We start from the raw sequence: 25060 nt of genomic DNA on the forward strand, positions 1-25060 counted from the left end.
CCGCCGCTCTCCCGCCCCCCCCATGTATAAACCCGATGTATACACACCATGTACAGTGCTCCGCATGTCTATCGGCCACACCCTGCTCGGACTCCTGGAGTCCGGCCCCCGCCATGGCTACGACCTCAAGCGCGCGTTCGACGAGAGGTTCGGCCACGACCGCCCCCTGCACTACGGCCAGGTCTACTCGACCATGTCCCGGCTGCTGAAGAACGGCCTCGTGGAGGTCGACGGCGTCGAGAGCGGCAGCGGTCCCGAGCGCAAGCGCTACGCCATCACCGAGGCCGGGATCACCGACGTCGCCGCCTGGCTCGCCGAGCCGGAGAAGCCCGAGCCGTACCTCCAGTCGACGCTCTACACCAAGGTCGTCCTGGCCCTGCTCACCGGTCGCAGCGCCGAGGCCGTGCTGGACACCCAGCGGGTCGAGCATCTGCGCCTCATGCGCGTCCTCACCGAGCGCAAGCGCCGCGGCGACCTCGCCGACCAGCTGATCTGCGACCACGCGCTCTTCCACCTCGAAGCCGATCTGCGCTGGCTCGAAGTCACCGCCGCCCGGCTGGACCGGCTGGCCGCGGAGGTCACCGCGTGATCCCCGACGGCTCCCTGCTCGGCGCCGACGGGCTCTACAAGTCCTACGGTTCCACCCCGGCGCTCGACGGCGCCTCGTTCTCCATCCACCCCGGCGAGGTCGTCGCCGTGCTCGGCCCGTCCGGCTCCGGCAAGTCGACCCTGCTGCACTGCCTCGCCGGAATCGTCACCCCCGACCGGGGCACGATCACCTACGCGGGCCGCGAGCTCTCCGCGATGTCCGACGCCGAACGCAGCGCCCTGCGCCGTTCCGATTTCGGCTTCGTCTTCCAGTTCGGCCAGCTCGTCCCGGAGCTGACCTGCGTGGAGAACGTCGCCCTGCCGCTGCGGCTGAACGGCGTCCCGCGCAGGACCGCCGAAGCCACCGCCCGGCACTGGCTGGAGCGCCTGGAGGTCGAGGGCGTCGCCGGCCAGCGCCCCGGCGAGGTCTCCGGCGGCCAGGGCCAGCGGGTCGCGGTCGCCCGCGCGCTGGCCGCGTCGCCGAAGGTGATCTTCGCGGACGAGCCGACCGGCGCGCTCGACTCCCTCAACGGCGAGCGGGTCATGGAGCTGCTGACCGAGGCGGCCCGGTCCGACAACGTCGCCGTGGTGCTGGTGACGCACGAGGCCAGGGTCGCCGCGTACTCCGACCGCGACATCACCGTCCGTGACGGCCGGGTACGCGATCTGGAGCACCCGGCATGACCGCACCCGTCCACGAGAAGGCCCCCGCCGGGGCCCCGCCCCGCCCCGCCGGCTCCTCCTCGTCCTGGCCCCGCGACCTCGCCCTGGGCATCCGGTTCGCCGCCGCGGGCGGCCGCGAGGGCTGGATCCGCACCCTGCTGACCGCCGTCGGCGTCGGTCTCGGCGTGGCGCTGCTGCTCGCGGCCGCCTCGGCGCCGCACCTGCTGGAGGAGCGTGCCGCGCGCAGCCAGGCGCGCACCGAGAGCAAGGTGTCCGACTCGCCGGACGAGGCGGTGGCGAAGTCGGACACCACGGTGGTCCGGGTCACCGCGCCGACGGAGTACCGCGGCCGCGTCGTCGAGGGCTTCCTGATGCGCCCGGACGGGGCCCGCCCCGTGCTCCCGCCGGGCGTGGAGCGCTTTCCCGGCGCGGGCGACATGGTGGTCTCCCCCGCGCTGAAGGAGCTGCTGGGCTCCCCGGAGGGCGACCTGCTCAGGGACCGGCTGCCGTACCGGATCACCGGCACGGTCGCCGACCCGGGCCTGGTCTCCCCCGGCGAGCTGCTCTTCTACGCGGGCAGCTCCACCCTGACCACGAACAACGGCGGCTACCGGATCGCCGGTTACGGCGCCCCGGAACCGGCGGAGCCCATGCCGCCGATCCTCGTCATCCTGATCATCCTGATCTGCGTCGTCCTGCTGATGCCGGTCGCGATCTTCATCGCGACCTCGGTGCGGTTCGGCGGCGACCGGCGCGACCGCAGGCTGGCCGCGCTGCGCCTGGTCGGCGCGGACATCCGGACGACCCGCCGGATCGCGGCCGGCGAGGCGCTCTTCGGGGCGGTGCTCGGCCTGCTGGCCGGTGTGGCGTTCTTCCTGGCGGGGCGGTACTTCACGGGCTCGGTCGTGGTGTGGGGCGTCAGCGCCTTCCCGGCGGATCTGGTCCCGGCCCCGTGGCTCGCGGCGCTGATCGTGGTCGTGGTGCCGGTGGCGGCGGTGCTCGTCACGCTGCTCGCCATGCGTTCGGTGGCGGTCGAGCCCCTCGGCGTCATGCGGAGCGGCCGCGGTCGCGGACGCCGGCTCTGGTGGCGGCTGCTGATCCCGGTCGCGGGCCTGGCGGTGCTGGTGCTGACCGGGAAGGTGGACCCGCACGGCGACGTGAACCCGTATCCGGTCGCGGGCGGCGCCGTGCTGGTGCTGGTCGGGCTCGCCCTGCTGCTGCCCTGGCTGATCGAGGCGTGCGTGAACCGGCTGCGCGGCGGCCCGGTGTCCTGGCAGCTCGCCACCCGGCGGCTCCAGCTCAGCAGCGGCGCGGCCTCCCGCGCGGTCAGCGGCATCACGGTCGCGGTGGCGGGCGCGGTGGCCCTGCAGATGCTGTTCGTGGCGGTGGGCGACGAGTTCAACCGGCTCACCGGGCAGGACACGCAGCGGGCGCAGTTCTACATGTTCTCCGACGTCGCCACCGGTGACACGGCCAACCGGACCATCGAGCAGTTCCGGGCCACCAAGGGCGTCACCGAGGTCATCGGCATGGTCGAGACGTATGTGATGAAGCCGGGCAAGTACGAGGAGTCCGACGCCCAGCCCACCACCGCGCTGGTCATCGGCGACTGCCCGACCCTGCGCGAGATCGCCCGGCTCCGCTCCTGCGCGGACGGCGACGTCTTCGTCGTCCACCCCGAGGACAAGGAGTCGGCCGACTGGGTGGACCAGACGGCCCGCAAGGGCAAGCCGGTCGAGCTCAACTATCTGGCGGGCCGGCAGCCCGGCGAGAAGTCGATGCTGTGGACCCTGCCCGCCGACGCCCCGACCGTCACCGCCCGCCTCGACCCGATGGGCCAGGAGCACACGGGCATCGTGGCCACGCCCGGCGCGATCGACCCGGGCGCCCTGCCGCACGCCCAGACCAACGCGCAGCTCCGGGTGGACCGGAGCGTGAAGGACGTCTCGGAGCACGTGCGGAACACCGCGGCCCGGCTCGACCCCGCCATGCGGGTCGTCGCCCTGACCTCGACGGTCCATGACGAGCAGTACGCCACCGTGCAACGGGGCCTCCAGGTCGGCGGCACGGCGACGCTGCTGCTGATCGCCGCCGCGATGCTGGTCTCGCAGCTGGAGCAGCTGCGGGAGCGCAAGCGCCTGCTGTCGGTGCTGGTCGCCTTCGGCACGCGGCGGTCGACGCTGGCCTGGTCGGTGCTCTGGCAGACCGCCGTCCCGGTGCTCGTCGGCCTGGTGGTGGCGGTCGCCGGCGGTGTCGGCCTGGGAGCCGTGATGATCCGCATGGTCGACAAGGCCGTGACCGACTGGTGGCTGTTCCTGCCGATGGCCGGGGCGGGCGCGGCGATGATCCTGCTGGTCTCCCTGCTGTCGCTGCCGCCGCTGTGGCGCATGATGCGCCCGGACGGCCTGCGCACGGAGTGACGGCCGTTCCGGCTGTCAGGGGTGCGGCTCCCGGATTTCCCCGGGGGCCGCACCCCTTCGTTCTCCCCGCGCCTCGTTCTTCCCTCGCCCGTCGCCCCGCCGGTCTCGCCCGCTCCGGCGCTACTCCCCCGCCGTCACCCGGACCGGCAGCGAGCGCATCGCCTCCCGCAGGGCGGCCGCGAACTCCCGGAACTCCTCCTGCCGCGCGGCCCCCGTCCGCATCGCCAGCGCCACCCGGCGCGACGGCGCGGGCTCCGTGAAGTACCCGGTGGCCAGCGCGTCGTTGCGGCCCGTCTCGACCGTCACCGCGGTACGCGGCAGCAGCGTCACCCCGAGGCCGCCGGCCACCAGCTGCACCAGGGTGGAGAGCCCGGCGGCGGAGGTGGTGACCGGCGCGCCCTCCGCGCGCCCCGCCTCCCGGCAGATGTCCAGCGCCTGGTCGCGCAGGCAGTGCCCCTCGTCCAGGAGCAGCATGGGCAGTTCGCGCAGCGCCTCGCGCGGGATCTCGCCGCGCCCGCCCAGCCAGTGGTCCCGCTCCGTCACCAGCACGAAGTCCTCGTCGAAGAGCGGGAGTTCGGTCACGCCCGGCACGCCGAGCGGCACGGCGAGCAGCAGCAGGTCCAGCCTGCCCGCGGCCAGCCCCTCCAGCAGCGAGGAGGTCTGCTCCTCGTGCACCTGGAGGTCGAGTTCGGGATAGCGGTCATGGACCAGCCGCAGCACGGTCGGCAGCAGATACGGGGCGACGGTCGGGATCACTCCCAGCCTGAGCACCCCGGTGAAGGGCGCCCGGGCCGCCGCGGCCTCCTCCATCAGCTCCCCGACCGCCTCCAGCACCGCCCGGGCGCGGACCGCGAGCCGCTCCCCGGCCGGCGAGAGCAGCACCTTGCGCGTCGTACGCTCGATGAGCTGGACTCCCAGCGTCTCCTCCAGCGCCGACACGGCTCCGGAGAGCGCCGGCTGGCTCATCCCGATGGCCGCCGCGGCGTCCCGGAAGTGCAGGCACTCGGCGACGGCCGCGAAGGCGCGCAGCTGCGACAGGCTGGGCTGCTTGGTCCGGTTGCCCTGATTGCCGTGAATACTCCGTGCCACTGATAGGCACCTCCGATCATCACGACCGATTGTAGCTATTTCCACTATCAATGCACTCTGTGCCAAGGTGGTGACCGTCCAACCCTCTCGGAAGTACCCAGAAGGGACTTCCGACGCTGCAAGGAGAGCGCGTGCTCACTGTCGGTGACAAGTTCCCCGAGTTCGATCTGACCGCCTGCGTCTCGCTGGAGAAGGGCAAGGAGTTCGAGCAGATCGACCACAAGACCTACGAGGGCAAGTGGAAGATCGTCTTCGCGTGGCCGAAGGACTTCACCTTCGTGTGCCCCACCGAGATCGCCGCCTTCGGTAAGCTGAACGACGAGTTCGCCGACCGTGACGCCCAGATCCTCGGCTTCTCCGGCGACTCCGAGTTCGTGCACCACGCCTGGCGCAAGGACCACCCGGACCTGACCGACCTGCCGTTCCCGATGCTGGCCGACTCGAAGCACGAGCTCATGCGCGCGCTCGGCATCGAGGGCGAGGACGGCTTCGCCCAGCGCGCCGTCTTCATCGTCGACCAGAACAACGAGATCCAGTTCACGATGGTGACCGCCGGTTCCGTGGGCCGTAACCCCAAGGAGGTCCTGCGGGTCCTCGACGCCCTGCAGACCGACGAGCTGTGCCCGTGCAACTGGAGCAAGGGCGACGACACCCTCGACCCGGTCGCGCTCCTCGCGGGCGAGTGAGCTGACGACGCCATGGCTCTCGACGAACTGAAGGCCGCCGTCCCGGACTTCGCGAAGGACCTGAAGCTGAACCTCGGTTCGGTCATCGGGAACAGCGGGCTCCCGCAGCAGCAGCTGTGGGGCACCGTCCTCGCCTGCGCGATCGCCTCGCGCTCGCCGAAGGTGCTGCGCGAGCTGGAGCCGGAGGCGAAGGCCAACCTCTCCGCGGAGGCGTACTCCGCCGCGAAGTCGGCCGCCGCCATCATGGCGATGAACAACGTCTTCTACCGGACCCGGCACCTGCTGTCGGACCCCGAGTACGGGACGCTGCGCGCGGGGCTGCGGATGAACGTCATCGGCAACCCCGGTGTGGAGAAGACCGATTTCGAGCTGTGGTCGCTCGCGGTCTCCGCGATCAACGGCTGCGGCCAGTGCCTGGACTCCCACGAGCAGGTGCTGCGCAAGGCCGGCGTGGACCGTGAGACGATCCAGGAGGCGTTCAAGATCGCCGCGGTGATCCAGGCGGTCGGCGTGACGCTCGACTCCGAGGCCGTGCTCGCCGAGTAGGACCGGCACCGCCCCTGGTACGGGAAGAGCCCCGAGGACGACCGACCGTCCCCGGGGCTCTTCTCTGTCCGCCTCCCCGCGCGGATCTGTCCGTCTCCCGCGCGGGCCCCGTCCGCCGCACGGCCCCGCCTCCCGCGCGGCGCGCTGTCTCCCGCGCGGGCGCGCCGTCTCCCGGCTGGGCGCGGCCCCGGCCCGGTTCAGGGCCTGCCGGCCGCGTCCTTCGCGCCGCCGTCCCTCGCGCCGCCGTCGCGGTCGCCGGTCTCGGGCGACGCGCCCGGCGCGGGCGTGGGGGCGACGTCCAGCGCGGTCGCCCCTCGTGGCGGCGGGGAGTGCCGCAGCGCCTCCTCCTGCCCGTACGCGCGCAGATAGCCGACCACCGTGTTGGTGACCGCGACCAGCGGCACGGCGACGACGGCTCCGCCGATGCCCGCGATCATGCCGCCCGCCGCGACGGACAGCACGACGGCGAGCGGATGCACCCGTACCGCGCGCCCCAGGATGAACGGCTGCAGCACATGGCCCTCGATCTGCTGCACCGCGAGCACCACCACGAGCACCATCAGCGCCGTGAAGACCCCCTCGGTGACCAGCGCCACGACCACCGCGAGCGTCCCGGAGATCACCGCGCCGACCAGCGGGATGAAGGCGAAGAGGAAGATGAACACGGCGAGCGGCACCGCCATCGGGACGTCGAGGAACCAGATCCCGAGCCCGATGAAGATCGCGTCGATCAGCGCCACTATGACCGTGCCCCGCACATAGGCGGTCAGCGTCCGCCAGGCCCGCGGCCCCGCCCCGGCGACGCCCGGCCGGGCCTGCGCGGGCACCAGCTTGAGCACCCAGTGCCAGATCCGCTTCCCGTCGTAGAGCAGGAAGAGCGTCGAGAACATCGCCAGCAGCCCCCCGGTGAGGAACTCCACCATCACGGTGACGCCCTGCAGCCCGGCGGAGGTGATCTCCTCGGTGTTGGTGCCGATGGTGTCGCTGAGGTTCTTCGCGACGTCGTTGATCTGCTGCTCGGTGACGTGGAAGGGGCTGTCGAGCAGCCAGTGCTTCAACTCCTCGATCCCCGCCCGCACCTTGTCGGAGAGGGTGTCGAGGTTGTCCATCACCTGCCAGACCACGAACCAGCCGACCAGGCCGATGACGACGAAGCCCAGGATCGCGGTGACGGCGGTGGCGAGGCCGCGTGGCAGCCCGTACCGCTTCAGCCGGGCGACGGTCGGCTGGAGCATCGCGGTGACCAGCAGCGCGGCGACGAACGCCAGCACCACCAGTTGCACGGCGCTGATGACCTTCATCAGCACCCAGAGCGTGCCCGCCAGGACCAGCAGCCGCCAGCCCGCCTCGGCGGCGACCCGCATGCTCCAGGGGATGGCCTCGACCGGATCGGGCCGGGCCGCGACCGAGGGGGCGTACGCGGGCGGGGGCGGCACATGGTCCGCGGCGTCCCGCCGGCCCGTGTCGTCCGGCACGGGGCCGCCCGTCACCGGCGGCGCGGCCGGTACGTCCACGTCCATGTCCACGCCCGCCCCGGCCCCGGCCTCGATCTTGCGCTGCTCCAGCCGGCCGCCCAGGTCGGTCAGTTCCATGCCCAGGCGGCCCAGCCACCCCGGAAGTCTCGACATGATCGTCCCTCTTCCCCCGCTCCCTCTCCCCACCGCTCACCGGCCGAGCCGTCCGGACCCGACCGTACACGCGCGAAGCCCCTCACCGTAGGACGGCGAGGGGCTTCGGGAGGTTGAGACCTCGGTACCGGGACTCAGTACCAGTGGTTGGCCTGCCAGAACGACCAGGCGCCGCAGGGGCTGCCGTAACGGCCGTCCATGTAGCTGAGGCCCCACTTGATCTGTGTGGCCGGGTTGGTCTGCCAGTCGGCGCCCGCGCTCGCCATCTTCGAGCCGGGCAGCGCCTGCACCAGGCCGTAGGCGCCGGAGGACGGGTTGCTCGCCCGGTAGTTCCACGTCGACTCGTGGTTCACGATGTTGCTGAAGCACTGGAACTGGTCGGCGGGCACGATCTGGCGGGCGATCGCCTGGACCTGGGCCACGGTGTACGAGCTCTGCTGGGCGAACGATGCCGTGCTGCGGACCTCGGAACGATTGGCGCGCTCGGCTTCCTTCTCCTTGCGCTCCTTCTCCAGCTTCGCCTCGGCCGCCTGCTTCTTCGCCTTGGCGTCCTTGGCGGCCTGGAAGCGGGCCGCTTCCTCGACGGACTTCTTCGCGGCCGCGTCGGCGGCGGAAGCCTGGGCGTCGGCCTGCTGCGTCAGCGAGGCGGTCTGCACCTGGGCCTGCTGACCGGCGGGGATGTCCGCGAGCAGCGTGGTGTCCGCTGCGGTCGCCTCGAAGTTGTTGTCGTCGGCAGCGGGAGTGCTGCCCGAGGCAACGCCCACGACGGCGCCGACGGTGGTGACCGCGGTGGCTGACGCCACGGCGAACCCCCGGACCGAGATCCGGCTCACACGGTTTCCTTCCAGCATCGCCCGCTTAGGTGACCTCGCGGGCGCAATCGTGCCCCTGGCACTGGCCTCCCCACTGCTTGGGTCACGGGAGGCGACGGGCCCGGTGGGCGACCCCGGGAAGGGGGCGCCGCGTGGTGCTCGCGGGCGGCATACGGCCGATGTTGTTGAGTTGTGTGGTGCGTGGCACCTCGGGAGGTGCGGGTGTGCCGTATGCGGGGCCTGACGGAAGCAAGACTCTGCCGGAACGGCACGCCGGGAAGCAATTCTCCGTTGCGTGGGAAAGCTCACACCTCGTTTGGAGCAAGTGATTTACGGAAAATCCCCGCAGCGGGATGCCGCCCGGCTAAGCTGCTGCGCTCACCGGGCGGCACCAACGGGCGTATCCCGTATCAGATCTGGCCTTCCTCCAGCATTTCGGTCACCAGGGCGGCGATGGGCGAACGCTCGGACCGGGTGAGCGTGACATGGGCGAAGAGCGGGTGCCCCTTCAGCTTCTCGACCACGGCGACGACCCCGTCGTACCGCCCGACCCGCAGGTTGTCCCGCTGGGCCACGTCGTGCGTGAGGACCACCCGGGAGTTCGCCCCGATCCGGGACAACACGGTCAGCAGGACGTTCCGTTCGAGGGACTGCGCCTCGTCGACGATCACGAAGGAGTCGTGCAGCGAGCGGCCCCGGATGTGGGTCAGCGGCAGGATCTCCAGCATGCCGCGCCCCAGCACCTCCTCGATGACCTCGCGTCCGGCGACCGCGGACAGGGTGTCGAAGACGGCCTGCGCCCAGGGGCTCATCTTCTCGGCCTCGGTGCCGGGGAGGTAGCCCAGCTCCTGCCCGCCGACCGCGTACAGCGGGCGGAAGACCATCACCTTCTGGTGCTGCCTGCGCTCCAGCACGGCTTCGAGGCCGGCGCAGAGCGCCAGCGCCGACTTGCCGGTGCCGGCCCGGCCGCCCAGTGACACGATCCCGACGTCCTGGTCGAGGAGGAGATCGAGCGCGATGCGCTGCTCGGCGCTGCGTCCGTGGATGCCGAAGACCTCGCGGTCGCCGCGCACCAGGCGTACGTTCCCGTCGGCGGTGACCCGGCCCAGGGCCTTGCCGCGCTCGGACCGGAGGACCAGCCCGGTGTGGACCGGCAGTTCGGCCGCCTCGGGGACGTGGAGCGTCTCCTCCGTGTAGAGCAGGTCGACCTGCTCGGCGGCCAGCGGCAGTTCCGACATCCCCGTCCAGCCGGAGTCGGTGATGGCCAGCTCGGCGCGGTACTCCTCGGCGAGGAGGCCGACCGAGGACGCCTTGATGCGCAGCGGCAGGTCCTTGGAGACGACCGTGACGTCGTACCCCTCGGCCTGGAGGTTGCGCGCGACCGCGAGGATCCGTGAGTCGTTGTCACCCAGGCGGTAGCCGGCGGGGAGCACGCCGGGATCCGAGTGGTTGAGCTCGACGCGCAGCGTCCCGCCGAGGCCGCCCAGTGGGATCGGGGCGTCCAGCCGGCCGTACCGGGTGCGGAAGTCGTCCAGCAGGCGCAGGGCCTGTCGGGCGAAGTACCCCAGCTCCGGGTGGTGCCTCTTGGCCTCCAGTTCCGTGACCACGACGATCGGGAGCACGACCTCGTGCTCGTCGAAGCGGGCCATGGCGTTCGGATCGGCCAGCAGGACGCTGGTGTCGAGAACGTAGGTGCGCCTGTCGGACATGCGGCGCTTTGTGCTGGTCACCACGGAAGGACGTACCCCCTCGGACGAGGTTGGGGTGCGACGGCGTCGCGGAGCATCCCAATGGGAGAGGACGACCGGGCTGCGGCCCCGATGCACGGGCCGAGCGCCGGCCCTCCGCGTCGGACGCGCTGTGTGTACGGTCCTTCGTGTGCAAAGGGCCTCCCGGACGAGCGGACTCCATGCCGCTCACTTGGACCCGACGCCCGCCTGGCTGTGACCGGGCGTCGGCCTGTCAGGGGTATTCCCTCGAACACCCGAAGCCATGCCGGGGCGGGGCGCGGACGGGATGCGCCGGGGCGCGGGCGGAGAGCTCCGGGCCGCGCGCGGGGGCCTCGTCCGAGGAGGCGTCAGCCGCCGAAGCGGCGGTGGCGGGCCGCGTAGTCGCGCAGGGCGCGCAGGAAGTCGACGCGGCGGAACGCCGGCCAGAAGACCTCGCAGAAGTAGTACTCGGAGTGGGCGCTCTGCCAGAGCATGAAGCCGGACAGCCGCTGCTCGCCGCTGGTGCGGATGACCAGGTCCGGGTCGGGCTGACCCCGGGTATAGAGGTGCTCGGAGATCAGGTCGGTGGAGACGATCTCGGCCAGGTCCTCGAAGGACGTCCCCTTCTCCGAGTGCTCCAGCAGCAGCGAACGCACCGCGTCCGCGATCTCCTGGCGCCCGCCGTAGCCGACGGCGACGTTGACCAGTATCCCGTCGACGCCGAGGGTCGCCTGTTCGGCCTCCTTGAGGACGGTCTGGGTGTGGGCGGGCAGCAGGTCGAGCGTGCCGACGTGGTGGACGCGCCAGCGGCCGTCCGCCGCGAGATCGCGCACGGTGTTCTCGATGATGCCGAGGAGCGGGGTCAGCTCGGACTCGGGCCGGTCGAAGTTGTCCGTGGACAGCAGCCAGAGGGTGACGACCTCCACGTCGGTCTCGCTGCACCAGCCGAGCAGTTCCTGGATCTTGTCCGCCCCGGCCTGGTGTCCCTGCGCGGCCGTGCCCCCGGAGGCCTTCGCCCAGCGCCGGTTGCCGTCGAGGATGACGCCGATGTGCTTGGGCACCTGGGTGTGGTCGAGGCGGGCCTCCACCCGGCGCGCGTAGAGCCTGTACACCAGGTCGCGCAAGTTCACTGAGTTCACCTCTCGGTTCCGTGCGGGCCCGCCCGCCCCGTCGGCCGGGGTCCGGGGGTCGCCTCTCTGGGGATCGCCGCACCGCTCCGCAGAGTCCGTCGCTCCGCCACGCCCTCGCAGTTCCCCGGGACCGACACATTACTGCGCGGGCGGCAGACCGGCCCAACCCGGTCTGTCACAAGTCCGTGATAAGGAGAGAAACGTGACTGATTCTCCTCTCTTCTACCAAGCCGCCGATACACGTTACGACTCCATGGAGTACCGCCGCAGCGGGCGCAGCGGTCTCCGCCTCCCCGCCGTCTCCCTCGGCCTCTGGCACAACTTCGGCGACGACCGCACGCTGGACTCCCAGCGGGCGATCCTGCGCCGCGCCTTCGACCTCGGTGTGACCCACTTCGACCTGGCGAACAACTACGGGCCGCCGCCGGGCTCCGCCGAGCTGAACTTCGGCAAGATCTTCCGGCAGGACTTCGCCCCGTACCGGGACGAGCTGATCGTCTCCACCAAGGCCGGTTACGAGATGCACCCCGGCCCTTACGGCGAATGGGGGTCCCGCAAGTATCTGCTGTCGTCGCTGGACGCCTCGCTGAAGCGGATGGGCCTCGACTACGTCGACGTCTTCTACTCGCACCGCTTCGACCCGGACACTCCGCTGGAGGAGACGATGGGGGCGCTGGCCTCCGCCGTGCGGCAGGGCAAGGCGCTGTACGTGGGCGTGTCCTCGTACGACGCGGCGCAGACCGCCGAGGCGGCCCGGCTGCTCAGGGAGATGGGCGTGCCGGCCCTGATCCACCAGCCGTCCTATTCGATGATCAACCGCTGGATCGAGGACGACGGGCTGCTGGACACCCTGGAGGCGGCCGGCATGGGCTGCATCTCCTTCGTGCCGCTGGCCCAGGGGCTGCTCACCGGCAAGTACCTGGCGGGCATCCCGGAGGGTTCGCGCGCCACCCAGGGCAAGTCGCTGGACCCCGGTCTGCTCTCCGAGGAGGTGGTCCGCCGGCTGAACGGGCTGAACGGCATCGCCGCGCGGCGCGGCCAGTCGCTGGCCCAGCTGGCGCTGAACTGGGTGCTCCGGGACAGTCGCATGACCTCGGCGCTGATCGGCGCGTCGAGCGTGCGGCAGCTGGAGGAGAACGTCGCGGCGCTCGCCGGTGCGCCGCTGACCGACGAGGAGCTGCGGGAGATCGACGTCTTCGCCGTGGACACCGCGGGCGCCAACATCTGGGCCGGACGCGGCTGACGCACACGGCTGACGTCCGGGGCCGGGAGGCCGGGACGCGGGGCTTCGGCGGGTCCGGGGCCCGGCCCTCGCGGCGCCCGGAATCGGCGCAGAAAAACGGGCCGGTCCGTGGGGGGGGTTACGGACCGGCCCGAGGGGGGGTTTCCACCATAACCCTTCGTAAGTCGTGCTGCGTGCCACGCCACTCCACAATTACTCTCCGGACTCGTCGGACTCCGGTGCGAGCACGGCCGGCAGACCGGGGAGCCGGGGGGCCGCCGGCCGGGGCGCCACGGGCCTCCGGCCGCCGCCGGCGCACCCGGCGAACGGCCGGGTTCCGGCGGCGGAGGCCGGTGCGCGCGGTTCAGGCGGTGGCCGGCGCGCCGCGGTGGTCGCGGGTGAAGCGGACCGCCAGCGAGTCGCCGCCGACGACGACGAAGCGTCCGTCCTCGCACCGGATGACGGCCTCCCGCACCTCGCCGCGTTCATCCCTGCGTTCCTCGGTACGGGTGACGGTCCAGCCGCCCTCGGGCGGCTCCGGCAGGCCGGGCACGGCGGCGAACTCCCACTGCCCGGACGGCACGCACCAGTCAGGCAGCCGCGGCCAGGAACCGGGCCCGACCCGCAGGGTCCGGTCGGAAGCGCAGGTCAGCAGCACCGACTGCCCGTCGGCCAGCAGGAACTCCGCGGCCTCGGGCTCCCCCATCAGGCCCTCCGGCCGGTAGCGGACGCCGTACACCCCGACGATCCGCGCGCCCCTGAGCCAGTCCGCCCTGCCCTGCCGCGGTACCCGCGGGACTCCTTCTTCGTTGCCCGTCCTCATGGCCAGTTCCCTCCCATGTACTCTCCGTACAGGGTCCCACCTCCGTCCGGAAGCGGCGGGCGGGGTCCGCCCGGGCCCGGGCCCGTCCTCGCGCGGCCGGTTTCGTGGGCCGGATTCGTGAGGCCGGTTTCGTGGGGCCGTCAGGGTTTGCGGGCCTCGATCAGGAACCGGGTGGTGTGGGCGACGAACGGTCCCTCGGTCTCGATCCGGTGGTGCAGTTCGGCCAGTCGCGGGCGGTACTCCTCGACGGTGAACCCCGGCACCATCCAGATCACCTTCCGCAGGAAGTAGACGACGGCGCCGATGTCGAAGAACTCGGTGCGCAGCCGTTCCATCCGCAGATCGACGACCTCCAGTCCGGCCGCCTCGGCGGCGGCCCGGGCCCGTTCCGGGTCGCGGGCGCGGCGCACCTCGGGCGGCTGCGGGCCGAGGAAGTACTCGACGAGTTCGAAGACGCTGGCCGGGCCGACCTGCTGCGAGAAGTACGTGCCGCCGGGCGCGAGCACCCGGGCGATCTCCGTCCACCAGGTGGTCACCGGGTGCCGGCTGACCACCAGGTCGAAGGCGTCGTCCCCGAACGGCAGCGGCGGTTCGTCCGGGTCGGCGACCACGGCCGCCCCGCGCGGGTGCAGCAGGGCGGTGGCGCGGGCGATGTTCGGCGGCCACGACTCGGTCGCGACGGTGAGCGGCGGCAGCCTCGGCACGGAGGCGAGGACCTCGCCCCCGCCGGTCTGGACGTCGAGCGCCGCCCGGGCCCGGGCCATCCGGTCCGCCATGGCGCGGGCGTACCCCCAGGACGGGCGCTGCTCGGTGGCCCGGCCGTCGAGCCAGGAGAAGTCCCAGCCGTCGACGGAGACGGCGGCGGCCTCGGCGACGAGGGCGTCGAACCGCGCGCGCTCCGCGGCCGTCGCGGATTCGGGGGCGGTTCCGGGGGCGGTTCCGGGCTCCGGCCGTGGTCGTGATCCTGCTCGTGGTTCCTCGGGTGTTCCGGGCATACGGGGATCGTGTCAGCCGGGCGGCATCGCGCGCGACCGGGATTCGGCGGCGGGGACTCGGCGGCGAGCGGATTCGGCGGCGAGCGGATTCGGCAGCCGGGCTCGGGGGCGGGCCGGGCCCGGAGCGGCCGGGGCCCGGGCCGAGCGGGCGGGGCCCGGGAGCCCCGGCCGGGCGGGCGGGGCCCGGGGCGGCCGGGTCAGGCGGCGAGGCCGCCGAGCAGTATCCCCAGCAGGGCGCCCGCGATCATGAAGGGGCCGAAGGGGATGCCGGTCTTGCGTCCCGCCCGCCCCAGGATCATCAGCGCGAGCCCGTACACCGCGCCCAGCAGGAAGCCGGCGAAGCCTCCGGCGAACAGGACCCCCCAGCCGTACCAGCCCAGGGCCACGCCCAGGGACAGGGCGAGCTTGACGTCCCCGAAGCCCATGCCGTTCGGGTTGATCAGGAAGAGCAGGAAGTAGAAGCCGCCGAGGGCCGCCCCGCCGAGGAGGCCGGACACCCAGTGCCCGGCGTGCTCGGGAAGCAGCGCGGCGACGCCGAGGAGAGCGGCGACCGCCGCGGCGGCGGGCAGGGTCAGCTGGTCGGGCAGCCGGTGGACGCGGCGGTCGACGGTCGCGAGGAGGACGCCGACCGGGGCCAGCAGGAGCCACACGGCGAGCTCGGGCCGCAACCCGGTGGCCGCCGCGAGGACGGCGCAGGCGAGCGCGGAGACGACGGGAATGAGCGCCCCCGGCGCGTAACGCGCACCGGGGCGCGTGGCGGGGTCCCCGGCACCGGCGCCGACGCCCGGTCCGTCGGCCGCGGCGCCTCCCTCGGGGGCTTCCCCGGGAGCTGCCGCGGGGGTTTCCTCGGCCGCCTTCCCGGGAGCCGCCGCCGGGGCTTCCTCGGACGCCGCTCCGGGGCGTGCGGCGGCGGCCGTCGGTACCGCCGTCGCGCACGCTGCGCACCGGGTGGAGCCGAGCCACCCGCCGAGGGCCCCGGTCAGGGCGTGGCCCCCGGGGCAGGTGTCGCGCCAGGCGTGTTCGGGTTCGACGGAGAACCGGTAGGCGGCGCGCGGGACCAGGAGCCCGGACGCCGCTCCCCAGAGTGCGGCGAGCACTGTCAGCATGGCGTACACGGTGCCGACCCTAGGCGGAGGCCGGATACGGGTCATGGGCCCTGGGGCCCACCGCGCGCCGTTCCGGACCCACCGGCCGTGACCGGGCGCTACCGTCATGACCATGGCTCAATGGCGCAATGGCGAGGGAACGTTGACGGTCACCGACGCACAGGGGGGACGGGGGGCGGGGATACCGCTGCGGATCGCGGCCACGTACCGGGCCAGGAGCCGGGGGCTGCTGAAACAGGACGGGATCGACGGCGCGCTGCTGATCACTCCGTGCGGGAGCGTGCACACCTTCGGCATGCGGTTCACCATCGATGTGGCGTACGTGGACCGGAAGTTCAACGTGATCGCCGTCCGCACGATGAAGCCCGGCCGGCTCGGCCTGCCCCGGCTGCGGGCCCGGCATGTGATCGAGTCGGAGGCGGGGGCGATGGAGGCGTGGGGGCTGCGGCCCGGGACGCGGGTGGAGTTCGCCCCGGAGGAGGCCGGCGGGCGGCGATAGCCCGCAGCGGGCCGGGGCGGCGGCGCGCGTCGGGCCCCGCCGGCCCGGCCCCCCGCGGGGGCCCCGACCCCGCGAACGGCCGCACTGGCACGCCCATCGGGCCCGCCCCCGCGAACGGCCGTCCTACGAACGGAGTTTGGTGCGGAAACGCGGCAGCGCCGGGGCGATCGACCAGAGCACCTCGGCCTCCTCCTCGCCGGGGTTGTCCCAGGCGTGGGCGGCGCGCGCCGAGAACGTCGTCGAGTCGCCGGCCTCCAGGAACCTGGGCTCGCCGTCCACCGTCAGCCGCAGCGTGCCCCGTACCAGGTAGGCGAAGACGGTCTCGGCCTCCAGGCTGTAGGCGCCTCCGGAGCCGCCACCGGGGGTCAGGATCGTCCGCATGACCTGGACGTGCCGCTCCTCGGCCGGGGTGAGCAGGAACTCCTCGATGCCATGGCCGCCCATCTCCAGCCGGGCGCCCTGGCCGCCCTTGACGACGTCCTGGTCGGGGTAGTCGAAGAGGGTGGCGATGCCGGTGCCCAGCGCCTCGCAGATGCGGATCAGGGTGGGCACGGAGACCGAGGTCTTGCCGCGCTCCGCGAGGCTGACGAACCCCTTGGTGACGCCTGCGGCCTCGGCGATCTGAGCGAGCGTCAGCCCCTGTGCCAGGCGGAGCTCGCGCAGCCGCGGACCGATCGTGGACATGTGGCTGTCAGGGGCTTCGGACATGGCGGACACGCTACCTGTCACGGTTGTCACGGGGAGTGCCGGGGACCGGTCGGTGAGTGGCCGGGCCCCGTCGGACGAGCCGGGCGGCGGGCGACCCGGGCCCCGTCGGGAGGGTCGGGCGGCGGGTGGTCCGGCCCGGTCCGGACCCGTCGGGAGGGCCGGGCGGCGGGGTGGTCGGCGGGTGATCGATGCGCGGCCTCGGTGAGCGGTCGGGGAGAAAAGTCGGGCGGAAGGGTCTTTACCCGTCGAGTTTAGTGCTGTAAAACTCTGACGAAAGTTTAATGGCGCTAAACACGGCGCCCCGGTGGCCGTCCCCCGTGACGCCCGCCCCTCTCTTTCCTCCCCCCACCCCTCCCCCGCTCGTCCCGCACCACCCGAGGAGTAGCCCATGAGCTCCCCGTCCTCCCGAGAGAACGCCGCACGCACCGTGCGCGGCGTCGTCTTCCGCTCGCCGGGGCAGGAGGTGACCGTCACCGACGTCACCCTGGCCCCGCCCGGCCCCGGAGAGGTCGAGGTCGCCGTCGCCGCGGCCGGGGTCTGCCACTCCGACCTGCACGTCATCCGCGGCGAGTGGGACCACCCCGTCCCGGTGGTGCTCGGGCACGAGGGCTCGGGCGTCGTCACCGCGGTCGGCGCGGGCGTCATCGGTCTCGCCCCCGGCGACCACGTCGTGCTCTCCTGGGTCCCGTCCTGCGGCTCCTGCCGGTTCTGCCTCGCCGGACGCCCGGCCGCGTGCAGCCTGGTCGCCGAGGTCGTCGCGCCCGGCGGGGTGCTGTACGACGGCACCAGCCGGCTCTCGGTGGACGGCGAGCCGGTCCACCACTACCTGGGCGTCTCCTCGTTCGCCGAGCGGGTCGTCGTCCCGGAGTCCGGTGCGATCAAGGTGCGCGAGGACGCGCCGCTCGACGTGATCGCGCTGGTCGGCTGCGCCATCGCCACCGGTGTCGGCGCGGTGCGCAACACCGCGGGCGTCGAGCCGGGGGCCACCGTCGCCGTGATCGGCTGCGGCGGGGTCGGGCTGTCCTGCGTGCAGGGCGCCCGGCTGGCGAAGGCCGGCCGGATCGTCGCCGTCGACGTCGTACCGGAGAAGCTGGAGCTGGCCCGCCGGCTCGGCGCGACGGACGCGGTCGACGCGCGCGACGGCGATGTCGTGGAGGCGCTGCGGGCCCTGGTCCCGGAGGGCCTGGACTACGTGTTCGACGCCATCGGCAAGATCGAGACCACCGAGCAGTCCATCGCGGCGCTGGGCCAGGGCGGCGCCGCCGTCATCGTCGGCCTGCCGCCGACCGGCCGTACCGCGCGGTTCGACCCGCTCGCGCTCGCCGAGGCCGACCAGCGCATCCTCGGTTCCAACTACGGCTCGGTCGACGCCGCCCGTGACATCCCGGCCCTGGTGGACCTCGTGGTGTCGGGCGACCTCGACGTGGAATCGATGATCTCGGCCCGCCGCCCGCTGGACGAGGCGGGCGACGCCCTGGCCGACCTCGCCGCCGGGCACGCCCTGCGCCAGCTGCTGATGATGGAGAAGGAGGACCGGAGATGAGCATCACCGGACAGCGGGCCGCCTCGCACGGGCAGGCCGACGGACTGGCCCACCGTTCCGTCTCCACGTTCGAGGTCGGCGCGCAGAGCGTCGCGAACGTCGCGCCCAGCGCCGTCATCGCGTTCGCGCCCGCCAGCATGGCGGCGTCCGCGGGCAACGGCGCCTGGTTCTCGTTCTTCCTGGCCATGGCGGCCGTCCTGGCCATCGCGTACTGCATCTGCGTGTTCGCCCGCAGGCGCGCCGGGGTCGGTTCGCTGTACGCGTTCTCCCGGCTCTCGCTCGGGGCGCCCGGTTCCTTCGTCACCGGATGGGCGCTGCTCATCGGGGCGATATGCATCGGTTCGGGCTCGCTCGCGGGCGCCGGGTACTACACGGCGCGCGCCCTCGACCAGATCGGCATCGGGCTCTTCACCGGCGTCACCGGCCAGATCCTGCTGGACGTGCTGCTGGCCGCCGTCGCCATGCGGCTGACGATCGCCAGTGTGCGGACGGCGGCGCGGGTCGCCTCCGTGCTGGAGGTGGTGTCGATCGTCCTCATCGTCGTCGTTCTGCTCCCCGCCTTCTTCAAGAGCGGGAACGTGATCGACACCGACCAGCTGAGCCTGAGCGGCTCCACCCTCGACGGGATCGTCTTCGCCGTGGTGCTGGGCGTGCTCGGCTTCGTCGGCTTCGAGGGCGCGGCGTCGCTGGGCGCCGAGGCCACCGACCCGTACCGGGCGATCCCCCGCTCGGTGATGGGCAGCGCGATCCTGGCCGGTGTGCTCTACATGTTCGCCACCTACGCGCAGGTCGCCGGGTTCGGCGGGGCGGACGCGCTGGGCAGGAGCTCCGACCCGATGGACGAGCTGGCGGAGATGTCCGGTCTCGGCTTCCTGAAGTTCTTCCTGCACGCGGGCTTCGCCGCCTCGTTCGTGGCCGTGGTGATGGCCTGCATCACCGTCGCCGCCCGGCTGCTGTTCGGCATGGCGAACGAGGGCGTGATGCCGGCCCGGCTCGGTGTCGCCCACCCCCGCCACCGCACCCCGTCCGCCGCGATCTGGACCGTCACCCCGTTCGTCGCCGTCCCGGCGGTGCTCGTGGTCGGCGCCGGCACCGCGCCGCTGAACGCGACGTCGTACATCGACACCATCGGCGTCTTCGGCTACATGCTCAGCTACACCCTGGTGTGCCTGGCCGCGCCGCTGTTCGTGCGCCGGATCGGGGCCCGCGGGCTGCTGCTCACCTGGGGCCTGGGGCTGATCGGCGCCGCCGCGATGGTCTACGTCTTCTACCGCAACCTGTGGCCCGTCCCGGAGTGGCCGCTGAACGTGCTGCCGTACGTGTTCGTCGGCGCGCTGGTCGTCGGGGTCGTCGGCTTCGCCGTGCTGCGGATACGGCGGCCGGAGGTCGCCGAGCGGGCGGGAACGTTCGCGGACGACCTCGACTGACGGCCCCGGGCGGCGGTCCGGGCCGAGCTCCGGACCGCCGCCGGACTCCCCGCCACGGCGGCGCGCTCCCCGGCGTGCCGCCCTCCCGGCGCCCGGCGTCCGGCGCCTCCCGCCGACGCCCGGCGCCCCGGTGCCCCGCCCCTCCCCCGCACCCCCTCGCGGGCAGGGCGGGGCACCGGCATGTCCGGCGCGTTCGGCATGTCCGGCGCGTTCGGCATGTCCGACGCGTTCGGCGCGTTCGACGCGAGCGGCATGGGCGGCACGTCGCCGCGGACGGCACGTCCGGCGCGGATGACATGTTCGCCGCGGACGGCACGTCCGGCACGGGCGATGCCGGCGGCGCGCCCGACGCCCACGCCGACGCCCGGCGGTTGGGCCCGTCTTTGGGGCCAAGGGCCCAGGTCACCCGGCCCGTACATCCGTACGCTCACGTCCACACCCCGCATGCGCGACGGCGGGGAAGGGCAGGGCAAGCGGGCGTCGGAGAGGAAGTGCCGTGACGGGTGGCGGGGGCTGGGGAAGCGGGAACGCGGGCCACATACCACCGGGGGGCGGAGGTGACTCCTCCGGCGCGGGCAGCGGCGTCTTCTTCGCCCTGACCCGTAGTTGGGCCGCCGGCGCCCTGGTCTACATCGCCGCCGGATATCTGGTGTCGCGCGGGCTCCTGGAGCTGTTCGCCACCGAGGAGCGGCTGGCCTCGTTCGGCTGGCGTCTCGGCCTGCTGCACGTGCCCAACGTCATCACGACGGTCGTCACCGTGCTGGCCTCGGCCCGGGTCCTGCCGTACGAGCGGCGCGAGTCCCGTCCACTGACGCTGCTCGCCGCCCTGGGCGTACCGGTGGCGGCGGTCGTCTACGGGCTCGCCGTCTCCTGGCATCTCGTGGGCGTCGAGGGCACGTTGATGCCGATCGTGTCGCTGGCCACCGGTTCCGCCGCGGGGCTGGCCGTCCACCGGCTGCTGGAGGAGCGCGAGGACGAGCGGTCGCCCGAGCCGTACCGGTACTCCTGGCGGGACGGCGGGGCCACCGCGATGGAGTACCTCGGGGTCGTCGTCCTCGTCGTCACGATGATCGGCGCGATGGCCGTGGCGGGCATCGGCGGGCAGATCGGCGAGCGCATCCTCTGCGTGATCAGCTCGATGGGCGGCGGCGGTGGCAGCTGTTCCTCGGGCGGCGGCGGCGACACCACCGCCAAGCCGAAGACGGACGCCGACTACGAGCCCAAGATGTGCCAGGTCTCCAGCGTCTCCGACACCGTCGGCGGCAAGGTCAAGATCGGCTGGTTCGAGTGGGGCAACGAGTACGGCTTCCAGCAGAAGGTCAGCCAGGCCAACACGGACGTGAACGGCGACGGCAAGGTCGACGAGAACGACAAGCTGGTCTACATGACGTTCACGGACGCCGCGTCCGCCGGCGCCACCGCCAGCACCCCCGGCGTCAAGCTCGGCAAGCTGGGCAAGGCCGATGTGGACGTCGGCGGCGGCATCAAGATCACCAACGGTGACACCTGGGTCTTCAAGAGCGAGGAGGAGGCCCAGAAGATGCGCGACGACATCGAAGAGATGAAGATGTGGGAGACCTCCACCAAGTACAGCGGTGGCTACGGCGGCGGCTGGTACTCCGGGATGAAGTGGGCCGACAAGAAGAAGGACGTCGAGAAGAAGATCGGCGACAAGAAGATCTCGTACTCGACGATCGGCCTCAACGCCTACGCGGACGGCGGCCTCTCCATCAGCTCGGGCGACGAGACCAAGCTCGGCGCCAAGCTCGGCGGCAAGGCGAAGTTCTCCCCCGAGGCGACCATCACCAAGGACGACGTCAACGGCAACGAGTCGTACACGTACACCGCCAAGCTCGAACTCGAGGGCAAGGTCAGCGGCACGGTCGGCCCGTACGGCGGCGCGGCCTCCGCGAAGGACAGCCGGACCGGGGCGATCACCGTCACCCGCGACCAGAAGACCGGCAAGATCGTCCGCATCGACATGACCCAGACCCACGAGGGCGGTTCGACCGCCAACAAGGGCGACATCAGCGGCGACAACGGCAAGAAGGACGGCGACAAGCGCGGCGGCAAGGTCAGCGGCACCGACTCCTCCGGCGACACCGGCATCGAGGTCACGACGAACTCGATCATCTTCGGCAAGGACACGGACCAGGCCACCGAGGCCAAGCGGGCCATCGCCGAGCAGTGGCTGAACGGCTCCGGCGACAACACCGCCCCGTTCGAGTACATGTTCGGCGACCGCTCGATGGAGCAGAAGCCCGCCGGGAACGACCCGTTCGAACAGCTGATGTTCCAGGACGGACTGTCGAGCTCGATGAAGTACCACGGCCAGACGGACGCCCAGGAGTTCGGCTTCGAGGTCTCGCTCGGCATGAGCCTCGGGTTCTCCGTCTCGGACGAGCACAAGAAGGAGACCCTGACGGACGCGCAGTTCCTCGGGGCCCCGAACGGCGACAAGCGCTCGTACCTCCCGTACAGCTACTGCGCGAAGTGACGCGGGCCCGTGCCGGCCGGCCGCGTGAAACGGCGCTGCCGGCCGGCACGGGTAGCCAAAGGGGCGGCCGTACCTGTAGCTGTAGCTGTAGCCACGGGTACGGCCGCCCGTGCGGCACACGGCGCGCGTCCGGCGCGGGCCGTGCCGTCGCACACGGCGTACGGCGCGCGACGGACGGCGTACGGCAATCACGCACGACGAAGAGGCGAAGGACGATGACGACGACGATGAAGATGTCCCGGGCGCTCGGCGCGGTCACCGCCGCCGCCATCGGCCTCACCCTGCTCACCGGCTGCGGCGACGAGGCCGCGTCCGTCCCGGAGGGCTGGGGCACGCTGGACACGAAGAGCCTGTCCGTCGGATACCCCGAGAAGAAGGGGTACAAGGAGCAGCCCGCCGCCGAGCGCGCGAAGGCGAACGCCGCCGTGGCGCTCAAGGAGGAGGGCGGGTTGCGCACGGGCATGGTCTCCGTGCAGCTGGACTTCGCGACGGGCGTGGACGACGCCGGCGAGGCCGCGGCCGCCGCGGGCGCCGGCATCGGCCTGGGCGCGGCCCGCAAGGAGACCTCGGACGTCCGGCTCGCGGGGGCGGAGAGCGCCCGTGACGCACGGAGGATCGACTACGAGTTCACGTCGAGCGGCAAGGACCGGACCCCCGCTCCGGGCACGCCGATGACCGGCGTCGTGGTGGCGGGCGTCGACTCGAAGCATGTGCCGTTCGCCGTGCGGATCAACGCGGTGAAGGGGTCGCTGAGCCGCCAGGACCTCGACGCGCTCGTCCAGTCGATCACGGTGAAGTAGCGCTCGCGCCGCGGGCCGGACGGGCCCGGAAGTCCGACGGGCCCAGAAGTCCGACGGGCCCGGAAGTCCGGCGGCGCGGCGCACCCGGTAAATCGAGTAACGGATCACGGATTCAAGGGATCAGAGGCGTTCGTTCATGCAGATCCTGCCCGGGGGCATGGCCACCTTCATGCTCGTGTTCGGCCTCGTCCTCGGCGCGTTGGCCGTCCGGTTCGCGCTGCGCCTGCGCCGGGTGCTGTGGCTGCTCCGTCGCGGTGAGCACGCGGAGGGCCGGTGCGTGGACCGGCGGATGGTCGACCGGGGGCCGGGCGCGGAGACCAGGTACGCCACCGAGTACGTCTTCGCGTTCCGGACCCGGGACGGCCGCGAGATCGAGTTCACCGACCACGCCCCGGGCCCGTTCGGCCTTGAGGTCGGGGCCCCGGTCCGGGTCAGCTACGACCCCGCGGACCCGGCGCGGCACCCCACGATCGCCGGGCGGAGGGCGTGGGGGCCGGTGCTGATGCCCGCGGTGTTCGCCGTCGGACTGGGCGTCTTCGCGGTCGGCCTGCTGCTGGGGTTCGCGGCGTCGCGGGGCTGGCTGGAGGGAATCTGAGGGACTTGAGAGGCGTGAGGGACTTGGGAGGCGTGAGGGGCCGGGGATCGAGGATTTGAGGGGCTCGGGGGCTCCGGGACCGCTCCGAGGGCCCTCCGCTACCGGCTGGGAACCTCGCTCCCGAACAGCATCCACGGCGACTGGTCGTACGACGCCACGCCGAACAACTGCGGCTGCACCGCGGCGATCTCGTGCCGCACGGCGAGCGTGTCGGGCCAGCTGTCGAAGAAGGACGTTCCCTTGACGACGACACCGCTCCAGTCGGTCGCCGCGGAGGCTCCCTCCCGGTCGACGACGAACCCGATGCAGAGCACGGAGGCCCGCCCGATGGCCTCCCGGATGGCCCGTGCCGCCGCCTCCTGTTCGTCCCGGGTCAGCCGGCCGAGCCCGAATTCGAGCGCGACGACCCCGTCCGGCGTCCTGTGGACACGCGCCGGGACGTCGGTTCCCCCTTCGGTCCAGAGCAGGAAGTCGACGCTGTCGAGCCGTTGCAGCCCGGCCAGGAGCACGAGCTGTTCCCGGGTCACCCAGGACAGGCTGCCCCACGGGTCGGGCCCCGGCCCGATGAGCGTGACCCGCCGGGTGACGGGGTGGCTGAGCCGTAGCCCGGCCGCCTCCAGATCGGCGAAGAGGGACTCGGCGTCCGGGCGGCTCCAGCCGAGGTGGTACGAGTAGAAGAAACCATCACTCATCGACACATCACCCCATGAAAAGGAATCAGGTGGAGTTGTGCAGGTCATGGTGCGTATGGGCGCGCCGGACGGGCGCTCACGACGGGCGCCGGTCGGGTGGGCTCGCGGTCGGTCGCCACGAGCGTAATCAGCCCCGCCCGCCCGGGCGTGGGCCCACGGACCCAGGTGCGGGCCCCATTGGGGAATTCCGGTGGACAAACGCTCCCGCCCACGCCCATCGTGTACGCCGATGACACGCACCGATTCGCCTCCCGCATGGGACGAGCGCACCCAGCTGGCCACCTTTCTCGACTACACGCGCGACACCGCGCGGGCGAAATGCGAGGGGGTCTCGCCGGAGGACGCCCGCCGGGCCCCGCTTCCCGGATCACCGCTGATGACGATCGCCGGGCTGATCAACCACCTCAGCTGGGTCGAGTACTACTGGTTCGAGGTGGCGTTCCTCGGCGGCGAGGACGAGGGTCCCTGGACGGACGAGGACCCCGACCGTGAGATGCGCATCGCGGTGGACATGCCGCTCGCGGAGGTGCTGTCGGCCTACGAGGCCCGCACGACCCGCTACCGCGAACTGGTCGCGTCGCACAGCCTGGACACCCCGGCGAAGCGTCCGCGCCGCGACGGCAGACACCCCGATCTGCGCTGGATCGTCCTGCATCTGATCGAGGAGACCGCCCGGCACAACGGCCATCTCGACATGATCCGCGAGATCGTCGACGGCACCACCGGGGCCTGAGGAGCCTGAACCCGCCTGAACCCGCCTGAACCCGCCTGCCTTCGCCTGGTCGCGCCCGGCCCCCGGGCCCCCGGCCCGGACGGCTCCCGGCGCGGCCCGGCCCGGCCTCGTGTACTCCCCGTCCCCCTGCCGCCGTCCGCCCGTCCCTA

The 25060-nt window shown here is 72.4% G+C and carries 23 protein-coding genes; 13 read left to right on the top strand and 10 right to left on the bottom strand.

Annotation, left to right across the window (positions count from 1 at the left end; genetic code table 11):
- Positions 1–64: 64 nt before the first annotated feature.
- From WA762_RS33855 to WA762_RS33865, 3 genes are read left to right on the top strand one after another with little or no spacing between them, the layout of a single operon-like run.
- Positions 65–589, top strand: a complete 525-nt coding sequence (locus WA762_RS33855; RefSeq protein WP_335941344.1) for a PadR family transcriptional regulator — start codon at positions 65–67, stop codon at positions 587–589.
- Positions 586–1272 carry an ABC transporter ATP-binding protein gene (locus WA762_RS33860; protein WP_335941346.1) on the top strand — a complete coding sequence of 229 codons (687 nt, stop codon included), beginning with the start codon at positions 586–588 and terminating at the stop codon, positions 1270–1272. The genes WA762_RS33855 and WA762_RS33860 overlap by 4 nt, the downstream gene beginning before the upstream one ends.
- Positions 1269–3671 carry an FtsX-like permease family protein gene (locus tag WA762_RS33865; protein ID WP_335941348.1) on the top strand — a complete coding sequence of 801 codons (2403 nt, stop codon included), beginning with the start codon at positions 1269–1271 and terminating at the stop codon, positions 3669–3671. Before WA762_RS33860 ends, WA762_RS33865 begins: the two co-directional genes overlap by 4 nt.
- Before the next feature lie 120 nt (positions 3672–3791).
- On the opposite strand, the gene WA762_RS33870 is transcribed toward WA762_RS33865, so the two are convergent.
- Positions 3792–4760: a hydrogen peroxide-inducible genes activator gene (locus tag WA762_RS33870; RefSeq protein ID WP_335941350.1), complete on the bottom strand. Its 969-nt coding sequence runs from the start codon at positions 4758–4760 to the stop codon at positions 3792–3794.
- 131 nt (positions 4761–4891) lie between these two features.
- Between WA762_RS33870 and WA762_RS33875 the strand changes: the two genes are divergently transcribed.
- The gene (locus tag WA762_RS33875) at positions 4892–5446 is read left to right on the top strand and encodes a peroxiredoxin (protein WP_335941352.1); all 555 of its coding nucleotides are present in this window, start codon (positions 4892–4894) and stop codon (positions 5444–5446) included.
- Between the two features lie 12 nt (positions 5447–5458).
- Entirely contained in the window at positions 5459–5992 is a 534-nt protein-coding gene (locus tag WA762_RS33880) for an alkyl hydroperoxide reductase (RefSeq protein WP_335941354.1), read from the top strand.
- A 197-nt stretch (positions 5993–6189) separates the two neighbouring features.
- Here WA762_RS33880 and WA762_RS33885 read toward each other — a convergent pair whose 3' ends face one another.
- The 4 genes from WA762_RS33885 to WA762_RS33900 all read right to left on the bottom strand — a co-directional run bounded on the left by WA762_RS33885 (position 6190) and on the right by WA762_RS33900 (position 11271).
- Positions 6190–7620, bottom strand: coding sequence for an AI-2E family transporter (locus tag WA762_RS33885; protein WP_335941356.1), 1431 nt, complete (start codon positions 7618–7620; stop codon positions 6190–6192).
- A gap of 134 nt (positions 7621–7754) precedes the next feature.
- Entirely contained in the window at positions 7755–8453 is a 699-nt protein-coding gene (locus WA762_RS33890; RefSeq protein WP_335941358.1) for an aggregation-promoting factor C-terminal-like domain-containing protein, read from the bottom strand.
- Between the two features lie 389 nt (positions 8454–8842).
- Positions 8843–10165: a PhoH family protein gene (locus tag WA762_RS33895; protein WP_335941360.1), complete on the bottom strand. Its 1323-nt coding sequence runs from the start codon at positions 10163–10165 to the stop codon at positions 8843–8845.
- A gap of 344 nt (positions 10166–10509) precedes the next feature.
- Entirely contained in the window at positions 10510–11271 is a 762-nt protein-coding gene (locus WA762_RS33900; protein ID WP_335941385.1) for an isoprenyl transferase, read from the bottom strand.
- Between the two features lie 202 nt (positions 11272–11473).
- Here WA762_RS33900 and mgrA point away from each other — a divergent pair, with 202 nt between their 5' ends.
- A complete protein-coding gene (gene mgrA, locus WA762_RS33905) occupies positions 11474–12514 on the top strand; it encodes an L-glyceraldehyde 3-phosphate reductase (RefSeq protein ID WP_335941361.1) in 1041 nt (346 codons plus the stop codon).
- 343 nt (positions 12515–12857) lie between these two features.
- Here the strand turns inward: mgrA and WA762_RS33910 are convergent, their stop codons facing one another.
- The 3 genes from WA762_RS33910 to WA762_RS33920 all read right to left on the bottom strand — a co-directional run bounded on the left by WA762_RS33910 (position 12858) and on the right by WA762_RS33920 (position 15426).
- Entirely contained in the window at positions 12858–13316 is a 459-nt protein-coding gene (locus WA762_RS33910) for a hypothetical protein (protein WP_335941362.1), read from the bottom strand.
- Between the two features lie 140 nt (positions 13317–13456).
- Positions 13457–14311 carry a class I SAM-dependent methyltransferase gene (locus WA762_RS33915; RefSeq protein ID WP_335941364.1) on the bottom strand — a complete coding sequence of 285 codons (855 nt, stop codon included), beginning with the start codon at positions 14309–14311 and terminating at the stop codon, positions 13457–13459.
- 197 nt (positions 14312–14508) lie between these two features.
- Entirely contained in the window at positions 14509–15426 is a 918-nt protein-coding gene (locus tag WA762_RS33920) for an A24 family peptidase (protein ID WP_335941366.1), read from the bottom strand.
- Between the two features lie 97 nt (positions 15427–15523).
- Between WA762_RS33920 and WA762_RS33925 the strand changes: the two genes are divergently transcribed.
- A complete protein-coding gene (locus WA762_RS33925; protein WP_335941368.1) occupies positions 15524–15916 on the top strand; it encodes a DUF192 domain-containing protein in 393 nt (130 codons plus the stop codon).
- Between the two features lie 123 nt (positions 15917–16039).
- Here the strand turns inward: WA762_RS33925 and WA762_RS33930 are convergent, their stop codons facing one another.
- On the bottom strand, positions 16040–16624 hold the full coding sequence (locus tag WA762_RS33930) for a helix-turn-helix domain-containing protein (protein ID WP_335941370.1): 585 nt from the start codon (positions 16622–16624) through the stop codon (positions 16040–16042).
- Between the two features lie 388 nt (positions 16625–17012).
- On the opposite strand from WA762_RS33930, the gene WA762_RS33935 reads away from it, so the two are divergent.
- From WA762_RS33935 to WA762_RS33955, 5 genes are all read left to right on the top strand, one after another.
- Positions 17013–18167 (top strand): Zn-dependent alcohol dehydrogenase, encoded by a 1155-nt coding sequence (locus WA762_RS33935; RefSeq protein ID WP_335941372.1) that lies wholly within the window; start codon positions 17013–17015, stop codon positions 18165–18167.
- The gene (locus tag WA762_RS33940) at positions 18164–19594 is read left to right on the top strand and encodes an APC family permease (RefSeq protein ID WP_335941374.1); all 1431 of its coding nucleotides are present in this window, start codon (positions 18164–18166) and stop codon (positions 19592–19594) included. Before WA762_RS33935 ends, WA762_RS33940 begins: the two co-directional genes overlap by 4 nt.
- 496 nt (positions 19595–20090) lie before the next feature.
- Positions 20091–22091: a COX15/CtaA family protein gene (locus WA762_RS33945; protein WP_335941376.1), complete on the top strand. Its 2001-nt coding sequence runs from the start codon at positions 20091–20093 to the stop codon at positions 22089–22091.
- Between the two features lie 215 nt (positions 22092–22306).
- A complete protein-coding gene (locus WA762_RS33950; RefSeq protein WP_335941377.1) occupies positions 22307–22891 on the top strand; it encodes a hypothetical protein in 585 nt (194 codons plus the stop codon).
- Between the two features lie 136 nt (positions 22892–23027).
- Positions 23028–23486: a DUF3592 domain-containing protein gene (locus WA762_RS33955; RefSeq protein ID WP_335941379.1), complete on the top strand. Its 459-nt coding sequence runs from the start codon at positions 23028–23030 to the stop codon at positions 23484–23486.
- 98 nt (positions 23487–23584) lie between these two features.
- On the opposite strand, the gene WA762_RS33960 is transcribed toward WA762_RS33955, so the two are convergent.
- Positions 23585–24178: a hypothetical protein gene (locus tag WA762_RS33960; RefSeq protein WP_335941381.1), complete on the bottom strand. Its 594-nt coding sequence runs from the start codon at positions 24176–24178 to the stop codon at positions 23585–23587.
- 229 nt (positions 24179–24407) lie between these two features.
- Here WA762_RS33960 and WA762_RS33965 point away from each other — a divergent pair, with 229 nt between their 5' ends.
- Positions 24408–24911, top strand: coding sequence for a DinB family protein (locus WA762_RS33965; RefSeq protein ID WP_335941383.1), 504 nt, complete (start codon positions 24408–24410; stop codon positions 24909–24911).
- Positions 24912–25060 lie beyond the last annotated feature (149 nt).

This window comes from Streptomyces tyrfis (genome assembly GCF_037034285.1).
Lineage (GTDB): Bacteria > Actinomycetota > Actinomycetes > Streptomycetales > Streptomycetaceae > Streptomyces.